Origin of the sequence: Streptomyces muensis (assembly GCF_021474425.1) — a bacterium.
Classification (GTDB): Bacteria; Actinomycetota; Actinomycetes; order Streptomycetales; family Streptomycetaceae; genus Streptomyces; species Streptomyces muensis.
In genome coordinates this window covers 1-16,895 of the sequence record NZ_JAKEIP010000044.1, presented here as the reverse complement: position 1 = coordinate 16,895, position 16,895 = coordinate 1, and the positions used below count along the sequence as shown (strand labels likewise).

Genomic DNA, 16,895 nt, shown 5'->3' with positions numbered 1-16,895 from the left:
ACACGACCGCGATGGTGAGCGGCCTGATGGTTGGGGGTATGTGTGCCGCCGACAAAGGCGGCATCGGCGGAGTCTAAGCGAGTCTCCGCGCATGGAACAACGCTCAGCATGGCACCGGGGTTCCTGCTCCGGCCAGTGTGCTCGCCGTGACCGGGCCATCACGTCCCGAACAGGTCCTGTTGTCCGTTTCCCGCAGCTTGCGCGCGTGGCGGCGTCAGGCCGAGATGCGCCCATGCGGCGGGGGTGGCGACCCGGCCGCGCGGGGTGCGGGCGAGCAGGCCCTCCCGGACGAGGAAGGGTTCGGCGACCTCCTCGACGGTCTCGCGCTCCTCCCCCACCGCGACCGCGAGTGTCGACAGGCCGACCGGGCCGCCGCCGAACAGCTTCAGCAGGGCCTCCAGGACGCCGCGGTCGAGGCGGTCGAGTCCGCGGGCGTCGACCTCGTAGACGGCGAGGGCGGCCGCCGCGATGTCCCTGGTGATGATCCCGTCGGCCTTGACCTGGGCGTAGTCCCGGACCCGGCGCAGCAGGCGGTTGGCGATACGGGGGGTGCCGCGGGAGCGGCCGGCGATCTCAGTGGCGCCGTCGGCTTCGATCTCGACGTCGAGCAGGTTCGCCGAGCGGTGGATGACGCGCTCCAGCTCGGCGGGCTCGTAGAACTCCATGTGCGCGGTGAAGCCGAAGCGGTCGCGCAGCGGGGGCGGCAGCAGTCCCGCGCGCGTGGTGGCGCCGACCAGGGTGAACGGGGGCAGTTCGAGCGGGATGGCGGTGGCGCCGGGGCCCTTGCCGACGATCACGTCGACGCGGAAGTCCTCCATCGCCATGTACAGCATCTCCTCGGCGGGCCGGGACATGCGGTGGATCTCGTCGAGGAAGAGGACCTCGCCCTCCTGGAGGGAGGAGAGGATCGCCGCGAGGTCGCCCGCGTGCTGGATGGCGGGGCCGGAGGTGATGCGGATGGGGGCGCCCATCTCGGCGGCGATGATCATCGACAGGGTGGTCTTGCCGAGGCCGGGGGCGCCGGAGAGCAGCACATGGTCGGCGGTGGCGCCGCGCGCGCGGGCGGCGCGCAGGACGAGGTCGAGCTGTTCGCGGACCTTCTCCTGGCCGATGAACTCGTCCAGGTCCTTCGGGCGCAGCGCGGCCTCGACGGCCTGGTCCTCACGGTCGGCGACAGGGCCCACCAGCCGCTCGGGGGCGGGGGTGTCGGTCGTGTCGTCCCAGTTCATGGAGTGTGCCTCGGGGGTCGCGGTGGGTGTCGTACGGGCGTGTGTCGTATGCGGGCGCGTACGGCCCGTGTCGTCGGGTCCGGCGCTCAGCGTGCTCTGTTGAGGGACTGAAGGGCGGCCTTCAGCAGCTGTCCGACCTGGGGCGTGCCCTCGGCGGCCTCGGCCTGCGGGGCCACGGCGGCGACGGCCTCGTCGGCCTCGCGGGTCGCATAGCCGAGGCCGATCAGGGCGGCGTGCAGCTGGTCGCGCCAGCCCTGGGTGACCGGTGCGCCGACGGCGGGCGTGCCGAGGGGCTCGCCGAGGCGGTCCTTCAGCTCCAGCAACAGCTTCTGGGCGCCCTTCTTGCCGATGCCGGGGACTGCGGTGAGCGACTTCTCGTCGCCGGTGGCGACCGCTCTGCGCAGGGCGTCGGGCGAGTGCACGGCCAGCATGGCCTGGGCCAGGCGCGGGCCGACGCCGCTCGCGGTCTGGAGCAGTTCGAAGGTCTGCCGCTCGTCGTCGTCGGCGAAGCCGTACAGGGTGAGGGAGTCCTCGCGGACGACGAGGGAGGTGGCCAGCTTGGTCTGCTGGCCCGTCCGCAGTCCCGAGAGGGTGTTCGGCGTGCACTGGACGGCGATGCCGATCCCGCCGACCTCCACCACCGCGGAGTCGGGGGCGAGGGCGGCGACCGGGCCGCTGACGAACGCGATCATGCGAGACGGCCTTTCGAGGGTGCCTTGGCTGTGTGCAGGGCCACGGCCTGCTGGAGTCGGTTCTGCGCGGGGGCGCGCCAGATGTGGCAGATGGCGAGCGCGAGGGCGTCGGCGGCGTCGGCCGGTTTCGGCGGCGCGGAGAGCCGGAGCAGGCGGGTGACCATGGCGCCGACCTGGGCCTTGTCGGCGCGGCCGCTGCCGGTGACGGCGGCCTTGACCTCGCTGGGGGTGTGCAGGGCGACGGGGATGCCGCGGCGGGCGGCACAGAGCATGGCGACCGCGCTGGCCTGGGCGGTGCCCATCACCGTACGGACGTTGTGCTGGCTGAACACCCGCTCCACGGCGACGAATTCGGGCTGGTGCTCGTCCAGCCACTGCTCGATGCCCTGCTCGACGGCGACGAGGCGGTGGCCCAACTCGGCGTCCGCGGGCGTGCGTACGACACCGACGCCGAGCATGGTGAGCGGGCGCCCTGCGACGCCCTCGACCACGCCGACACCGCATCGGGTCAGCCCCGGGTCCACCCCCAGCACGCGCACGCGCCCTCCCTTTCGATCTCCCCCAGCTTCGCTGGGCGGTACCCCCAGTTTGTGCAGGCTATCGGGTGCCACTGACAACGGCGGCGGGCCGGTGGGGTGTGTCCCACCGGCCCGCCGGAATCCGCTCAACTCGCGGCAGCGTTACGCGTCGACCTTCTCCATGATCTCGTCGCTGACGTCGAAGTTGGCGAAGACGTTCTGCACGTCGTCGCTGTCCTCGAGCGCGTCGATCAGCTTGAAGATCTTCTTGGCGCCCTCCTCGTCGAGCTCGACCTGGACGGACGGCACGAAGCTGGAGTCGGCGGAATCGTAGTCGATGCCGGCCTCCTGGAGGGCGGTGCGGACCGCGACCAGGTCGGTGGCCTCGCTGATGACCTCGAAGGACTCACCGAGGTCGTTGACCTCCTCGGCGCCGGCGTCCAGGACGGCACCGAGGACGTCGTCCTCGGTCAGCTCGCCCTTGGGGACGATGACGACGCCCTTGCGGCTGAACATGTACGACACCGAACCCGGGTCGGCCATGTTGCCGCCGTTGCGGGTCATGGCGACGCGGACGTCGGAGGCGGCACGGTTGCGGTTGTCGGTGAGGCACTCGATGAGCACCGCGACGCCGTTCGGGCCGTAGCCCTCGTACATGATCGTCTCGTAGTCGGCGCCACCGGCCTCGAGACCGCCACCGCGCTTGATCGCGGAGTCGATGTTCTTGTTGGGGACCGACTGCTTCTTGGCCTTCTGTACGGCGTCGTAGAGCGTCGGGTTGCCTTCGAGGTCCACGCCGCCCATCCGCGCCGCGACCTCGATGTTCTTGATCAGCTTCGCGAAGAGCTTGCCGCGCTTGGCGTCGATCACGGCCTTCTTGTGCTTCGTCGTGGCCCATTTAGAGTGGCCGGACATCTGCCTGTCTCCTTCGCGTAACCCATCTATGAACGAACGCCAGAGATCCTACAAGGACTCGGCCGTCCGGTTCGCGTGCACCATGTCGACGAACAGGCCGTGCACACGGTGGTCGCCGGTCAGTTCCGGATGGAACGACGTGGCCAGCGCGTTGCCCTGGCGGACCGCGACGATGTGGCCGTCGTGCTCGGCGAGGACCTCGGCCTCGGCGCCGACGGACTCGACCCAGGGGGCGCGGATGAAGACGCCCTCCACAGGATCGCCCGCGACGCCCTTGACGTCCACCGCCGCCTCGAAGGACTCGTTCTGCCGGCCGAAGGCGTTGCGGCGCACGATCATGTCGATGCCGCCGATCGTCTCCTGGCCGGAGCGCGGGTCGAGGATCTTGTCGGCGAGCATGATCATGCCGGCGCAGGTGCCGTAGACGGGCATGCCGGCCCGCACGCGCGCGCGTAGGGGCTCCATCACGCCGAAGAGGACGGCGAGCTTGGAGATGGTCGTTGACTCGCCGCCGGGGATGACGAGGCCGTCGACCTCGGCGAGCTCTTCGGGGCGCCGCACCGGCCTGGCCACGGCGTCGGCCGCGGCCAGGGCGATGAGGTGCTCCCGTACGTCGCCCTGGAGGGCGAGGACGCCTATGACGGGTGCGTCAGTCATGTACGTGCAGTCCTTGGAGGGATGCCGGAGGGGTGCTTACCAGCCGCGGTTGGCGTAGCGCTCGGCCTCGGGGAGGGTGTCGCAGTTGATGCCGACCATGGCCTCGCCCAGGTTGCGGGACGCGTCCGCGATGATCTTCGGGTCGTCGTAGAAGGTGGTCGCCTTCACGATGGCGGCGGCGCGCTTGGCCGGGTCGCCGGACTTGAAGATGCCGGAGCCGACGAAGACGCCCTCGGCGCCGAGCTGGCGCATCAGGGCGGCGTCGGCGGGGGTGGCGACGCCACCGGCGGAGAACAGCACGACCGGGAGCTTGCCGAGCTCGGAGACTTCCTTGACCAGCTCGTACGGGGCGCGCAGCTCCTTGGCGGCGGCGTACAGCTCGTTGTTGTCGAAGCCGCGCAGCTTGGCGATCTCGTTCTTGATCTGGCGCAGGTGGCGGACGGCCTCGACGACGTTGCCGGTGCCGGCCTCGCCCTTGGAGCGGATCATCGCGGCGCCCTCGGCGATGCGGCGCAGGGCCTCGCCGAGGTTGGTGGCGCCGCAGACGAACGGCGTGGTGAAGGCCCACTTGTCGGCGTGGTTGACCTCGTCGGCCGGGGTGAGGACCTCGGACTCGTCGATGTAGTCGACGCCGAGGGACTGCAGGACCTGGGCCTCGACGAAGTGGCCGATGCGGGACTTGGCCATGACCGGGATGGAGACGGCGTCGATGATGCCTTCGATCATGTCCGGGTCGGACATACGGGCAACGCCGCCGTCCTTGCGGATGTCGGCGGGGACCCGCTCCAGGGCCATGACGGCGACGGCGCCCGCGTCCTCGGCGATCTTCGCCTGCTCCGGCGTGACGACGTCCATGATCACGCCGCCCTTGAGCTGCTCGGCCATGCCGCGCTTCACGCGCGCGGTGCCGGTCTCGGGGGCCTGGTTTTCGGAGATGGACACGGGTGACCTCGCTCGGTGGAAAAGGGGCTACTGCAAGCAACGAGGAAACGTGAGGGGTGGGGGCCACTTCAAGGGCCAATAGTGAGGCGGTGGATCGTTTTGCCGGAGCTGGGCTCCCGTGCGGCGTTAGTGTCCTCGCATGGAACAGCGCATCAGTCTGGTCACGCTGGGAGTTTCCGATGTGGCGCGCTCGCGGGCCTTCTACGAGGCCCTGGGCTGGCGGGGACAGGAGGTCGAGGAGACCGTCTTCTTCCAGGCGGGCGGGCTGGCCCTGGTCCTGTGGGGCCGGGACAAGCTCGCGCGCGACTGCGGGCTGACGGACGGCACGGGGGCCGGGTTCGGCGGGATCGCCCTGGCCCACAACGTGCGCTCCGACGCCGAGGTCGACGCTCTGCTGACGGCCGCGGAACGGGCCGGAGCGACCGTCACCAAGCCTGCGGCCACCAATGCCGTCGGCTTCTACTCCGGGTGCTTCGTCGACCCGGACGGCCATGCCTGGGAGGTCGCGCACAACCCCGGGTTCGCGCTCGCCGAGGACGGATCCCTCACGCTCCCGGACTTCGGCGCGTCCTAGGCCGCCCGGTCCACCAGGGCCGCCGGCGGCTCGTCGTCCATCTCGAAGGCGAGCGGGAACGGGGCGTGGCCCGCCAGTCGGAACCAGCGGACCTTGCGGTGCCGTCGCAGGGCCCTGGCGGCCCGTACGGCGTCGTTGTGGAAGCGGCGGGCCATCGGGACCCTGCGTACCGCCTCGGTCAGCTCACGGGCCGCCTCCTCGCCGCCTGGAGCGTCGCGTACGGCCTCCACCTGCTGGGGCTCCGCGAAGACCGCCCGCAGGGCCTGGCTCAGCTCGCTCTCGGCGACCTCCCGCTGCTCCTCCTCGGCCTGCCGGGCGGCGTGGGCCGCCTCGTAGAGGACGATGGAAGCGGCCGGATCCAGTACGCCTGAGGTGGCCAGTTCCTGGGCCACGGAGGCGCGGCGCAGCAACTGGGCGTCGAGCGCGGCGCGTGCCGCGTCGATCCGGGCGTGCAGCCGGTCGAGGCGGCCTGCGGTCCAGCTCAGGTAGAGGCCGATCGCGACGAGGGCTACGAGGATCCAGATGAGAGTTGCGGTCACGCGCCGCAGACTAGCTGCGCGGGCTTGGCAGGGAGGCAGGCGGGGCGTTGGTGTTGTGCGGGGTCGCTGTCGTGGCCGTCGACCGGGGGCTGCTGCCCCCAGACCCCCGCTTCGGCCTGAACGGCCTCGTCCTCAAACGCCGGACGGGCTGAAAGACCTCAGTCCCGTGCCAGACCCAGGCGTGCCCGCAGCCCGCTCCCCCCGGTTCGCTCGTCCGCCGCCACCGCTGCCGCGCCCGCCGTGACCGTCTCGTAGACCGAAAGGATGTCCGCACCGACGGTCGACCAGTCGAAGCGGCGCACATGCACGCTCCCCCGCTCCCGCAGCTCCGTCCGGCGGGCCGGGTCCTCCAGGAGGCGTACGGCGGCCTCGGCGAGGGCGTCGGCGTCCTCGTTGGCGAAGAGTTCGCCGGCGGCGCCCTGGTCGAGGACCTGGGCGAAGGCGTCGAGGTCGGAGGCGAGGACGGGCGCGCCGGCCGACATCGCCTCGACGAGGATGATCCCGAAGCTCTCGCCGCCGGTGTTGGGGGCGACGTACAGGTCGACGCTGCGCAGGAAGCGGGCCTTGTCCTCGTCGCTGATCATGCCGAGGAACTCGACGCGGGAGCGCAGTTCGGCGGGCAGGGACTCGACCGCTTCCTCCTCGTCGCCGCGGCCGGCCACCAGGAGCCTGGTCTGCGGGCGGGCGGCGAGGATCTTCGGCAGGGCCTTCATCAGGACCGGCAGGCCCTTGCGGGGCTCGTCGATGCGGCCGATGAAGCCGATGGTGTCGCCCTGCCAGTCGGGGTTGGCCTCGGCCTTGGCGAAGAAGTCGACGTCGACGCCGTTGGGGATGACGACGGCGTCGCCGCCGAGGTGTTCCACCAGCGTGCGGCGGGCGTACTCGCTCACGGCGATGCGCGCGCTGATCTTCTCCAGGGCCGCCTGGAGGATGGCGTAGGCCGCGATCATCGCCCGGGAACGCGGGTTGGACGTGTGGAAGGTCGCCACGATCGGGCCCTGGGCCGCCCAGCAGGTCAGCAGGCCCAGGGACGGCGAGGCGGGCTCGTGGATGTGGATGACGTCGAACTCGCCGTCGTGCAGCCAGCGGCGGACCCGGGCCGCCGAGAGGAAGCCGAAGTTCAGGCGGGCGACCGAGCCGTTGTACGGGACCGGTACGGCGCGCCCCGCCGAGACCACGTACGGCGGCAGCGGGGTGTCGTCGTCGGCCGGGGCCAGGACGGACACCTCGTGGCCGAGCCGGATGAAGTACTCGGCGAGGTCGCGGATGTGGAACTGGACGCCGCCCGGGACGTCCCAGGAGTAGGGGCAGACGATGCCGATCCTCACGAGGGTCCCTTCGAGGGGTCCAGGTCGGCGAGCCACAAGCGCTGGAGCATGTGCCAGTCCTCCGGATGTTCGGCGATGCCGGTGGCGAAGGCGTCGGCCAGCGCCTGTGTCATCACAGACGTCTTCTCGGCCCGGGTGCCTGACTCCGGTACCTCGATCGGGGGGTGGACGCGGCCCTGCATCACGGGTGAGTCGTCGTACCAGAGCGTGACCGGCAGCAGGAGCGCCCCGGTCTGCTGGGCCAGCAGCGCCGGGCCGGCCGGCATCCGGGCCTTGTCGCCGAAGAACTCGACCTCGACGCCGGACGCGGACAGGTCGCGGTCGGAGACCAGGCAGACCAGGCCGCCGTCGCGCAGTCTGCGGGCCAGGGTGCCGAAGGCGGTGCCGCCGCTGTGCGGCAGGACCTCCATGCCGAGGCCCTCGCGGTAGGCGACGAAGCGGTCGTAGAGCGTCTCGGGCTTGAGGCGTTCGGCGACCGTTGTGAAGGGCGTCTCCAGTTTGGTGGTGACCCAGGCGCCCGCGAGGTCCCAGTTGGCCAGGTGCGGCAGCGCGAGTATCACGCCGTTCCCGGCGGCCAGCCCGTCGGTCAGGTGGTGGACGTCCTTGGGGTCGAAGCCGCCCTTGACGCGCTCGGCGCTCCAGGCGGGCAGCCGGAAGGACTCCATCCAGTAGCGCAGGTACGAGCGCATGCCCGCGCGCGAGAGCTCGGCGAGGCGCTGAGGGCTCGCGTCCGGCACCACGCGCGCGTAGTTGCTCTCCAGCCGCTGCACGCCCTTGCCGCGCTGCTTCCAGGCGAGGTCGGCGATGGTGCGGCCGAGCCGTACGGCGACCGGCTCGGGGAGCTTCTTGACGGTGCCCCAGCCGAGGCCGTACAGCGCGTCCGTGAGGCGGTCCTGGGCGCTCACTTGGCGGCCTCGCTCCCTTGAGAGGCGTTCTGCGGCTTGTCCTGCCCGGCTGCCGCGGCCTCCGCCTCGGCGGACTCGCGGCGGACCGTGACGACCCGCTGGATGAGCGTGACGAGGCTGCCGACGGCGACGATCCACAGGGCGACGGGCAGCAGGTACTGGATGCCGGGTACCCCGAACTTGTGCAGGCCCGCGAACCCGGCCGCGACCAGCGAGATCACCAGGCGCTCGGCGCGCTCGACGAGGCCGTTGACCGCGACCGGCAGACCGATCGACTCGCCGCGCGCCTTGGTGTACGACACCACCTGGCCGCTGGCCAGGCAGAAGATCGAGACGGCGCACAGGACGAGGTCGTCGCCGCCACCGGCGTACCAGAGGATGAAGCCGCCGAAGATGGCGCCGTCGGCGACCCGGTCCAGCGTGGAGTCCAGGAAGGCGCCCCAGCGGCTGGAGCGGCCGAGCTGGCGGGCCATGTTGCCGTCGACGAGGTCGGAGAACACGAAGAGCGTGATCACGACCGTGCCCCAGAAGAACTCGCCCATGGGGTAGAAGACCAGCGCGCCCGCGACCACACCGGCCGTGCCGATGAGCGTGACCGTGTCGGGGCTGACGCCCCGCCGGATCAGAAACGCGGCGAACGGTGTGAGGACACGCGTGAAGAATGCACGCGCGTACTTGTTCAGCATGGCCTTCCCGAGGGTCGGTGTGGCCGTGCGGCCCCTGCTGGCCACCGGCTGGCCCATCGTAGCCACGCGCGCGTGCGGGCGGCCGTCGGGCACTCGTACACGGCCTGAGCGGGCCGGTCCACGGGGTGCGGGCGGCGCGATCACGTCCGCCGTATGGACGCACCGTGACGGGAGTGGAAAGCTCGAAGGACCGCGGGCGTCAACGGAGCCGCCATCGCACGCGGATCCGTATGTCCGCGCCCACAGTGACCTCACCGTGCACGGGAGGCAGGATCATGGGCGACAAGGCGAACGCACACCCCGGAGCCGCCGGCAGGGCTACAGCGGCCGACCACCCCGCGTCCGTACGGAATGTGGTGCTGGTCGGCCACTCCGGATCGGGCAAGACCACCTTGGTGGAAGCTCTCGCGCTGACCGCGGGAGCGGTGAACCGGGCGGGCCGTGTGGAGGACGGCGGCACCGTCTCGGACTACGACGAGATCGAGCACCGGCAGCAACGCTCGGTGCAGCTCTCCCTGGTGCCGGTCGAATGGGACGGCATCAAGGTCAACCTTCTGGACACCCCCGGATACGCCGACTTCGTCGGGGAACTCAGGGCCGGTCTGCGAGCGGCGGACGCGGCCCTCTTCGTCGTCTCGGCCTCGGACGGCGTGGACGGCTCGACCCGCATGGTGTGGGAGGAGTGCGCGGCCGTCGGCATGCCGCGCGCGATCGTCGTCACGCATCTGGAGTCCGCGCGGGCCGACTACGAGGAGATGACCCGGATCTGCGCGGAGGCGTTCGGCGGGGACGATCCCGACGCCGTGCTCCCGCTGTATCTGCCGCTGCACGGTGCGCAGGGACCGGACGGGCACGCGCCGGTGACCGGGCTGATCGGACTGCTGTCGCAGCAGCTGTTCGACTACGCCTCCGGCGAGCGCAAGGAGTCCGATCCGGGCGAGGAGCAGCTGCCGCGGATCGAGGAGGCCCGCAACCGGCTGATCGAGGGGATCATCTCCGAGTCGGAGGACGAGACCCTGATGGACCGGTATCTCGGCGGCGAGCAGGTCGACGTCAAGACACTGATCGAGGATCTGGAGCGGGCCGTCGCGCGAGGTGTCTTCCACCCCGTCCTGGCCGCCGCCCCCGCGACCGACGGGGCCCGGCAGGGGCTCGGCACGGTCGAGCTGCTGGAGCTGATCACGCGTGGCTTCCCGACGCCGCTGGAGCGCGCGGCGCCCTCGGTCACCACGGTCGACGGCAAGGCACGCGAGCTGAAGCTGTGCGACCCGGACGGGCCGCTGGTCGCGGAGGTCGTGAAGACCGCGTCCGACCCGTACGTCGGCCGGGTCTCGCTGGTCCGCGTCTTCTCCGGCACCCTGCGCCCCGACGAGACAGTGCATGTGTCGGGGCACGGCCTGGAGGACCGTGGGCACGAGGACCACGACGTCGACGAGCGCGTCGGCGCCCTCTCCGCCCCCTTCGGCAAACAGCAGCGCACGCTCAGCCACTGCATCGCCGGTGACCTCGCGTGCGTGGCGAAGCTGAGCCGCGCGGAGACCGGGGACACGCTGTCCGCCAAGGACGACCCGCTGCTGATGGAGCCCTGGCAGATGCCCGACCCGCTGCTGCCGCTCGCCATCCAGGCGCACAGCAAGGCCGACGAGGACAAGCTGTCGCAGGGCCTGTCCCGGCTGGTCGCCGAGGACCCGACGATGCGGCTGGAACAGAACCAGGCCACCCACCAGGTGGTGCTGTGGTGCCTGGGCGAGGCGCACGCGGACGTCGCCCTCGAACGGCTGCGCAGCCGCTACGGCGTCCAGGTCGACGTCGTGCCGCACAAGGTCTCCCTGCGGGAGACGTTCGCGAACAAGTCGGCGGGCCGCGGCCGGCATGTGAAGCAGTCCGGCGGCCACGGGCAGTACGCGATCTGCGAGATCGAGGTGGAGCCGCTGCCGGGCGGTTCGGGCATCGAGTTCGTGGACAAGGTCGTCGGCGGCGCGGTGCCGCGGCAGTTCATCCCGTCGGTGGAGAAGGGTGTCAGGGCCCAGGCGGCCAAGGGCGTCGCGGCCGGCCATCCGCTGGTCGACATCCGGGTCACGCTGCGCGACGGCAAGGCGCACTCGGTGGACTCCTCCGACGCCGCGTTCCAGACGGCCGGCGCGCTCGCGCTGCGTGAGGCGGCGGCCGACACGAAGATCCATCTGCTGGAGCCGGTGGCCGAGGTGTCCGTCCTCGTCGGCGACGACTACGTGGGCGCCGTGATGAGCGACCTGTCCGGGCGGCGCGGCCGCGTCCTCGGCACCGAGCAGACCAGCGGTGGCCGCACCCTCATCAAGGCCGAGGTGCCCGAGATCGAGATCGGGCGGTACGCCGTCGACCTGCGGTCGCTGTCGCACGGCACCGCACGCTTCAACCGTTCGTACGCCCGGCACGAACCGATGCCGGCGCAGATCGCGGAAAGGATTCGTGAAGAGGCGCGCGAAGCCTCGTAGTTGGCGCCGGGCGCCACCAAGTGGCCCCGAGGCGCCACCGCATGACCCTTGCGGAACGCTCCCCTCCGCGTCGGCGGGCGGCTTCGGCCGTCCGCCGACGATTGTCAGTGGCGGGGGATACGCTCATCATTGATCAACAGGTGTGCGCAGCACGGAAGTCGGGAAGGCCGCAGAAGCGACAGTGCGGCGATCGGGGGCGGGAATGACCGTTGAGAGCGGTTACGCGGACATCTTCGGTCCGCAGGTACCGCGCACGGCCGGAGGGGATCAGACGGCGACGTTCGCGCTGGCCTCGGCGGCCTACCGGGACAATGCGTTCGAGGACATCAAGAAGGCCGACAACGAATGGCACCAGACCGACGTCAAGGCGGGCCGCAGCTGGGCGAAGATCTTCCGGCCCAACCTGGGTGAGGCGTTCTCCCGGGCCGTGGTCGACCGCATGCTCGGCAGCGGCCGCAAACCCCTGATCCAGTCCTTCGGCGCCGAGCCGCAGGTCGTCGTCGAGCACTGTCTGGCCGCGAACAACATCCGCAAGGCCCGCGACCGGATGCTGAGCGCCATCATGGTGGTCTGCGGTGTGCTGTTCCTGCCCGGGCTGCTGGTCTGGCTGCTGGTCTTCACGCTGCGCTCCACCATCGTCAAGCGCGACGAGAAGCGCGGCGGCGCCCTCGCCTCCGTGCTGCTCGTCGCGGCGGGCGCGCTCGCCGTGCTGTTCCTGCTGCGTATGCCGTTCACCGGCTTCTGGGGCTGGTATGCGCGGGCCTCGGTCCTCATGCCCGTGGTCGGCTGGTTCTGGGCCAAGCAGGTCTGCGAGCGCACGGCGCGGGACCTGCGGGAGCGCTGGGACAGCCTGCTGGCCGGCAGCAGCGTCGGCGCGAAGGTGCCGGAGGCGGTGCCGACCAGCCCCACCGAGACCCAGGCCGAGCAACTGCGCCAGTCCCTGGCCAAGTTGAGCGCCGAGCAGCAGTCCAACTCAGTGTTCTACGCCGGCCCCAAGGGGATACTCGGCATGGGCACGCGGTGGGGCAGCTGGCAGCTGGCGGAGGACCTGGTGCCCGCCGACCCCACCCGGGAGATCCATCCGTTCCGCAGCTGGGACGTGATCCGCGCGATCCACGACCAGCTGCGCATGCTGGAGCGCGGCCCGCTGAACACCGGCGGTTTCCCCAAGCCCTCGATACGGCACTGGGTCGTCACCCCGATCGCCGAGGGCGCCAAGGCCGTCTCCCGCCCGGAGGGCACGGACGTCGAGGCGTACCAGGTCAAGTCGCACGCCATACAGGACATCTGCAACAAGCAGCAGTTCGGCAGCGGCGACCGGCACTACCTGGGCGTCCAGTGGACGCTGTGGGACGGCCAGTTGATCATCACCATGCTGATCACGGTGACCGTGCTGCACGAGACGCTGCGCATCGAGGTGACCGGGCACGCCCTCGGCCCCGTGAACGGGCTCTTCCAGGAGAAGCCGGAGGCCCCGACCAAGGAGGTCACCAAGTCGTTCAAGCCGTGGGAGACCCGCAAGGTGAAGCTTCCGCTGGTCAACACCGACGAGGTGGTACGGCTGGCGGTCCGCGCCCCGATCTCCTGGTACCCGCCGCTGCTGAACTGGCTCGGCGGGACCATAGGACTGCCCGAGCCGTTCGGGCTGCGGCACGCGTGGGCGGATCAGCCGTGGCGGCACCGGTTCATGGCCGACGACGCACTGCGCGCGGCCACGCCGGTGCTGCGGGTGGTGCACGCCTCGGCGATCAAGGTGCTTGCGGAGAACGGCGTGGACACGGAGAAGTTCGGTACACGGTCGGCGTTCTTGAGTACGGCTGTGCAGGATCCGTCGCCCAGGAAGGCAGACGTATACGACGCGTAGGCCTCCGGCGGTTGGCCGGGTGAGGGGGGCTGGGTGACCGTCCCTGGGGGCTGCGCCCCCAGACCCCCCTTTCGGCCCTGGCGGGCCCCGTCCTCAAACGCCGGACGGGCTGATGGATGCCACCGGCGGCCAAGATGTCAAGCCGCAGGCCAGGCTTCCGCCAGCATCTTCCGGGTGTCCGCCAGCAGCTGCGGCAGCACCCGGGTGTGGCCGACCACCGGCATGAAGTTCGTGTCGCCACCCCAGCGCGGGACGATGTGCTGGTGGAGGTGGGCGGCGATGCCGGCGCCGGCGACCGTGCCCTGGTTCATGCCGATGTTGAAGCCGTGGGCGCCGGAGGCGGTGCGCAGGGCCGTCATCGCCTGCTTGGTCAGGGCGGCGAGCTCGACGGTCTCCGGTTCGGTCAGGTCGGTGTAGTCGGCGACATGACGGTAGGGCACGACCATCAGGTGGCCGCCGTTGTACGGGTAGAGGTTGAGCACCGCGTACACCTGCTCGCCGCGCTTGACGACCAGCCCGTCCTCGTCGGACTTGGCCGGGATCGAGCAGAAGGGGCAGCCGTCGTCCGCGCCGGGACCGGTCGGCTTGTTCTCACCCTGGATGTACGCCATCCGATGGGGCGTCCACAGACGCTGGAACGCGTCCTGGATCCCCACTCCCCACTGCTGCTCCGGCTCACTCGTCATGCGTGCAGCATATGGCTTCGTCCGTTCGCGGCGTGTCGCCGGGGCTCGCACCCGGTCGGCCCGAGCCAAGCTTGGCCGGTGGACGACGACAACCGCTTGGCACGCTGGCAGCGGCACACCGAGATCCCTCTCGCCGTGGCGTCGTTTGTCTTCCTCACCTCGTACGCGGTCCGTGTCCTGGGCCATGGTCATCTCACGGACGCCGTGCTCGACCTCTGCCTCGCGCTGACCTTCGCCGCCTGGGCGCTGTTCGGTGCCGACTACGCCGTGCGCTGGCTGCTCAGCGGACAGCGCTGGAGCTTCGTACACCGGCATCCGCTGGACACGGTGGTGCTGTTCCTGCCGCTGCTGCGGCCGCTGCAGATCGTGAAGGCGTACGACGCCGTCCGGCGCCGGCACGGACGGCCCTGGCTCACCGTGCACGCGCGCGTGATCGTCTACGCCGGTCTGTCCACCGTGCTGCTCGGCTTCACCGGGGCCCTCTCGGTCTACCACCAGGAGCGCGGCGCGCCGGGCGCGACCCTGCGGTCCTTCGGGGACGCCGTGTGGTGGACGTGCTCGACGCTCGCCACGGTCGGCTACGGCGACTTCACCCCCGTCACGTTCCGGGGGCGGCTGATCGCGGTGGGGATCATGGCCGTCGGGCTGGGCCTGCTCGGGGCCGTCACCGGCACCTTCGCCTCGTGGCTGCTGCACGTCTTCTCCCACGAGGACGACGAAAGGCCCCCGGGGGACTGAACTCCCCGAGGGCCTCCGACGCGCACACGGGGCCGGATCAGACCTGCGCCCGCTCCTCGACGACCTGCGCGATCTTCGCGATGGCCTCGTCGAAGGGGATGCCGTTCTCCTGCGAGCCGTCGCGGTAGCGGAAGGAGACGGCGTTGTTGGCCATGTCCTCGTCGCCCGCGATGACCATGAAGGGCACCTTCTGCTTCTGGGCGTTGCGGATCTTCTTCTGCATACGGTCCGAGGAGGAGTCCACCTCGACCCGAAGGCCCTTCTTCTTCGCGGCCGCCGCGAACTTCTCCAGGTAGTCCACGTGCCCGTCGCCGATCGGGATGCCGAGCGCCTGGACCGGGGCCAGCCAAGCCGGGAAGGCACCCGCGTAGTGCTCCAGCAGCACCGCGAAGAACCGCTCGATCGAGCCGAAGAGAGCCCGGTGGATCATGACCGGACGCTGCTTGGAGCCGTCCGCGGAGGTGTACTCCAGGTCGAAGCGCTCCGGCAGGTTGAAGTCGAGCTGGATCGTCGACATCTGCCAGGTCCGGCCGATGGCGTCCCTGGCCTGGACGGAGATCTTCGGCCCGTAGAAGGCGGCGCCGCCCGGGTCCGGGACCAGCGGCAGCCCCTGCTTCTCGGCGACCTGGCGCAGTGTCTCGGTCGCCTCCTCCCAGACCTCGTCGGAGCCGACGAACTTCTCCGGGTCCTTGGTGGACAGCTCCAGGTAGAAGTCGGTCAGACCGTAGTCACGCAGCAGCCCGAGGACGAAGGTGAGCGTCTTGTCGAGCTCCTCCGACATCTGCTCGCGCGTGCAGTAGATGTGCGCGTCGTCCTGCGTGAAGCCCCGGGCACGGGTCAGGCCGTGCACGACGCCCGACTTCTCGTACCGGTACACGGTCCCGAACTCGAAGAGGCGCAGCGGCAGTTCACGGTAGGAACGCCCGCGCGCGTCGAAGATCAGGTTGTGCATCGGGCAGTTCATGGGCTTGAGGTAGTAGTCCACGCCCTCGTCGAGCTGCATGGGCGGGTACATGCCCTCGGCGTACCAGTCCAGGTGCCCGGACGTCTCGAAGAGCTTCCCCTTCGTGGCGTGCGGCGTGTAGACGAACTCGTAGCCCTCTTCCTCGTGCCGGCGGCGCGAGTAGTCCTCCATGACCCGGCGGACGATGCCGCCCTTGGGGTGGAAGACGGCGAGACCGGAGCCGATCTGCTCCGGGATGGAGAACAGGTCGAGCTCGTTGCCCAGCTTGCGGTGGTCGCGCTTCTCGGCCTCGGCGAGGAAGTCCAGGTGCGCCTTCAGCTCGTCCTTCGACGGCCAGGCGGTGCCGTAGATGCGCTGGAGCATCGGGTTCTTCTCGCTGCCACGCCAGTAGGCGGCGGCGTTGCGCATCAGCTTGAACGCCGGGATGTTGCGGGTGGTGGGCAGGTGGGGACCGCGGCAGAGGTCCTTCCAGCACAGCTCGCCGCTCTTGGCGTCCAGGTTGTCGTAGATCGTCAGCTCACCGGCGCCGACCTCGACGTCCGCGCCGTCGTCGCTGGAGGCGGCGCCCTTGAGGCCGATCAGCTCCAGCTTGTAGGGCTCGTCGGCCAGCTCCTCGCGGGCGGCCTCGTCGGTGACCACGCGGCGGGCGAACTTCTGCCCCCGCTTCTGGATCTCCTGCATCTTCTTCTCGATGGCCTTGAGATCCTCGGGCGTGAACGGCTTCTCGACGTCGAAGTCGTAGTAGAAGCCGTCCTTGACGGGCGGGCCGATACCCAGCTTGGCCTCGGGGAAGAGCTCCTGCACGGCCTGCGCCATGACATGCGCGGTGGAGTGGCGGAGGATGTTGAGGCCGTCCCCGGAGGAGATCTCGACGCCCTCGACTTCTTCCCCGTCGACGAGCACGTACGACAGATCCCTGAGCTCGCCGCCCACGCGCGCGGCGATGATCGAGCGCTCGCCGGCGAAGAGGTCGGCGGCCGTAGTGCCCGTCGTCACCACGCGCTCTTCCCGCTCGGAATCGCGTTGGATGATCACACGGACGTCTGACACCGGTCTCTCCTGACTGAAGGTGGGTAGCGGCGCCATACCAGGAGCGCGCGCATTACGCGATCGTACCGACCCCACCCACCCGACCGCGAAACGGTCACGCTCCGCGTGAGCGCTCCGCTGGGAGGGGCGGGAGG

General features: G+C 70.5%; 16 protein-coding genes. 4 read left to right on the top strand and 12 right to left on the bottom strand.

The window, feature by feature from the left end; translation table 11 throughout:
- Window positions 1–158: 158 nt before the first annotated feature.
- From ruvB to pdxS, 6 genes are all read right to left on the bottom strand, one after another.
- Window positions 159–1,229 (bottom strand): Holliday junction branch migration DNA helicase RuvB, encoded by a 1,071-nt coding sequence (gene ruvB / locus L0P92_RS14190; protein WP_234763003.1) that lies wholly within the window; start codon window positions 1,227–1,229, stop codon window positions 159–161.
- An 86-nt stretch (window positions 1,230–1,315) separates the two neighbouring features.
- Window positions 1,316–1,921, bottom strand: a complete 606-nt coding sequence (ruvA, locus tag L0P92_RS14185; RefSeq protein WP_234763002.1) for a Holliday junction branch migration protein RuvA — start codon at window positions 1,919–1,921, stop codon at window positions 1,316–1,318.
- Window positions 1,918–2,460 carry a crossover junction endodeoxyribonuclease RuvC gene (gene ruvC / locus L0P92_RS14180; RefSeq protein WP_234763001.1) on the bottom strand — a complete coding sequence of 181 codons (543 nt, stop codon included), beginning with the start codon at window positions 2,458–2,460 and terminating at the stop codon, window positions 1,918–1,920. The genes ruvA and ruvC overlap by 4 nt, the downstream gene beginning before the upstream one ends.
- Window positions 2,461–2,601: 141 nt before the next feature.
- Window positions 2,602–3,354, bottom strand: coding sequence for a YebC/PmpR family DNA-binding transcriptional regulator (locus tag L0P92_RS14175; protein WP_048581096.1), 753 nt, complete (start codon window positions 3,352–3,354; stop codon window positions 2,602–2,604).
- A gap of 48 nt (window positions 3,355–3,402) precedes the next feature.
- On the bottom strand, window positions 3,403–4,011 hold the full coding sequence (pdxT, locus tag L0P92_RS14170; RefSeq protein ID WP_234763000.1) for a pyridoxal 5'-phosphate synthase glutaminase subunit PdxT: 609 nt from the start codon (window positions 4,009–4,011) through the stop codon (window positions 3,403–3,405).
- Between the two features lie 36 nt (window positions 4,012–4,047).
- Window positions 4,048–4,953 (bottom strand): pyridoxal 5'-phosphate synthase lyase subunit PdxS, encoded by a 906-nt coding sequence (gene pdxS / locus L0P92_RS14165; RefSeq protein WP_505016540.1) that lies wholly within the window; start codon window positions 4,951–4,953, stop codon window positions 4,048–4,050.
- 139 nt (window positions 4,954–5,092) lie between these two features.
- Here pdxS and L0P92_RS14160 point away from each other — a divergent pair, with 139 nt between their 5' ends.
- Window positions 5,093–5,527, top strand: a complete 435-nt coding sequence (locus L0P92_RS14160; RefSeq protein WP_234762999.1) for a VOC family protein — start codon at window positions 5,093–5,095, stop codon at window positions 5,525–5,527.
- Here L0P92_RS14160 and L0P92_RS14155 read toward each other — a convergent pair.
- The 4 genes from L0P92_RS14155 to pgsA form a co-directional block, all read right to left on the bottom strand.
- Window positions 5,524–6,066, bottom strand: coding sequence for a LemA family protein (locus tag L0P92_RS14155; RefSeq protein WP_234762998.1), 543 nt, complete (start codon window positions 6,064–6,066; stop codon window positions 5,524–5,526). The two genes, L0P92_RS14160 and L0P92_RS14155, sit on opposite strands and share 4 nt — an antisense overlap.
- Window positions 6,067–6,224: 158 nt before the next feature.
- Window positions 6,225–7,394, bottom strand: coding sequence for a glycosyltransferase family 4 protein (locus L0P92_RS14150; protein WP_234762997.1), 1,170 nt, complete (start codon window positions 7,392–7,394; stop codon window positions 6,225–6,227).
- Complete coding sequence (locus L0P92_RS14145) at window positions 7,391–8,299, bottom strand: phosphatidylinositol mannoside acyltransferase (RefSeq protein ID WP_234762996.1); 909 nt, start codon at window positions 8,297–8,299, stop codon at window positions 7,391–7,393. Before L0P92_RS14145 ends, L0P92_RS14150 begins: the two co-directional genes overlap by 4 nt.
- The gene (gene pgsA / locus L0P92_RS14140) at window positions 8,296–9,042 is read right to left on the bottom strand and encodes a phosphatidylinositol phosphate synthase (RefSeq protein WP_234763022.1); all 747 of its coding nucleotides are present in this window, start codon (window positions 9,040–9,042) and stop codon (window positions 8,296–8,298) included. Before pgsA ends, L0P92_RS14145 begins: the two co-directional genes overlap by 4 nt.
- 218 nt (window positions 9,043–9,260) lie before the next feature.
- Between pgsA and L0P92_RS14135 the strand changes: the two genes are divergently transcribed.
- Window positions 9,261–11,459, top strand: a complete 2,199-nt coding sequence (locus L0P92_RS14135; protein WP_234762995.1) for an elongation factor G-like protein EF-G2 — start codon at window positions 9,261–9,263, stop codon at window positions 11,457–11,459.
- 202 nt (window positions 11,460–11,661) lie between these two features.
- Complete coding sequence (locus L0P92_RS14130; RefSeq protein ID WP_234762994.1) at window positions 11,662–13,323, top strand: AbeC-like domain-containing protein; 1,662 nt, start codon at window positions 11,662–11,664, stop codon at window positions 13,321–13,323.
- Between the two features lie 137 nt (window positions 13,324–13,460).
- Here the strand turns inward: L0P92_RS14130 and L0P92_RS14125 are convergent, their stop codons facing one another.
- Window positions 13,461–14,009, bottom strand: coding sequence for an HIT family protein (locus L0P92_RS14125; protein WP_234762993.1), 549 nt, complete (start codon window positions 14,007–14,009; stop codon window positions 13,461–13,463).
- Between the two features lie 78 nt (window positions 14,010–14,087).
- On the opposite strand from L0P92_RS14125, the gene L0P92_RS14120 reads away from it, so the two are divergent.
- Window positions 14,088–14,747 (top strand): potassium channel family protein, encoded by a 660-nt coding sequence (locus L0P92_RS14120; protein WP_234762992.1) that lies wholly within the window; start codon window positions 14,088–14,090, stop codon window positions 14,745–14,747.
- A 37-nt stretch (window positions 14,748–14,784) separates the two neighbouring features.
- On the opposite strand, the gene thrS is transcribed toward L0P92_RS14120, so the two are convergent.
- A complete protein-coding gene (thrS, locus tag L0P92_RS14115) occupies window positions 14,785–16,761 on the bottom strand; it encodes a threonine--tRNA ligase (RefSeq protein WP_234762991.1) in 1,977 nt (658 codons plus the stop codon).
- Window positions 16,762–16,895 lie beyond the last annotated feature (134 nt).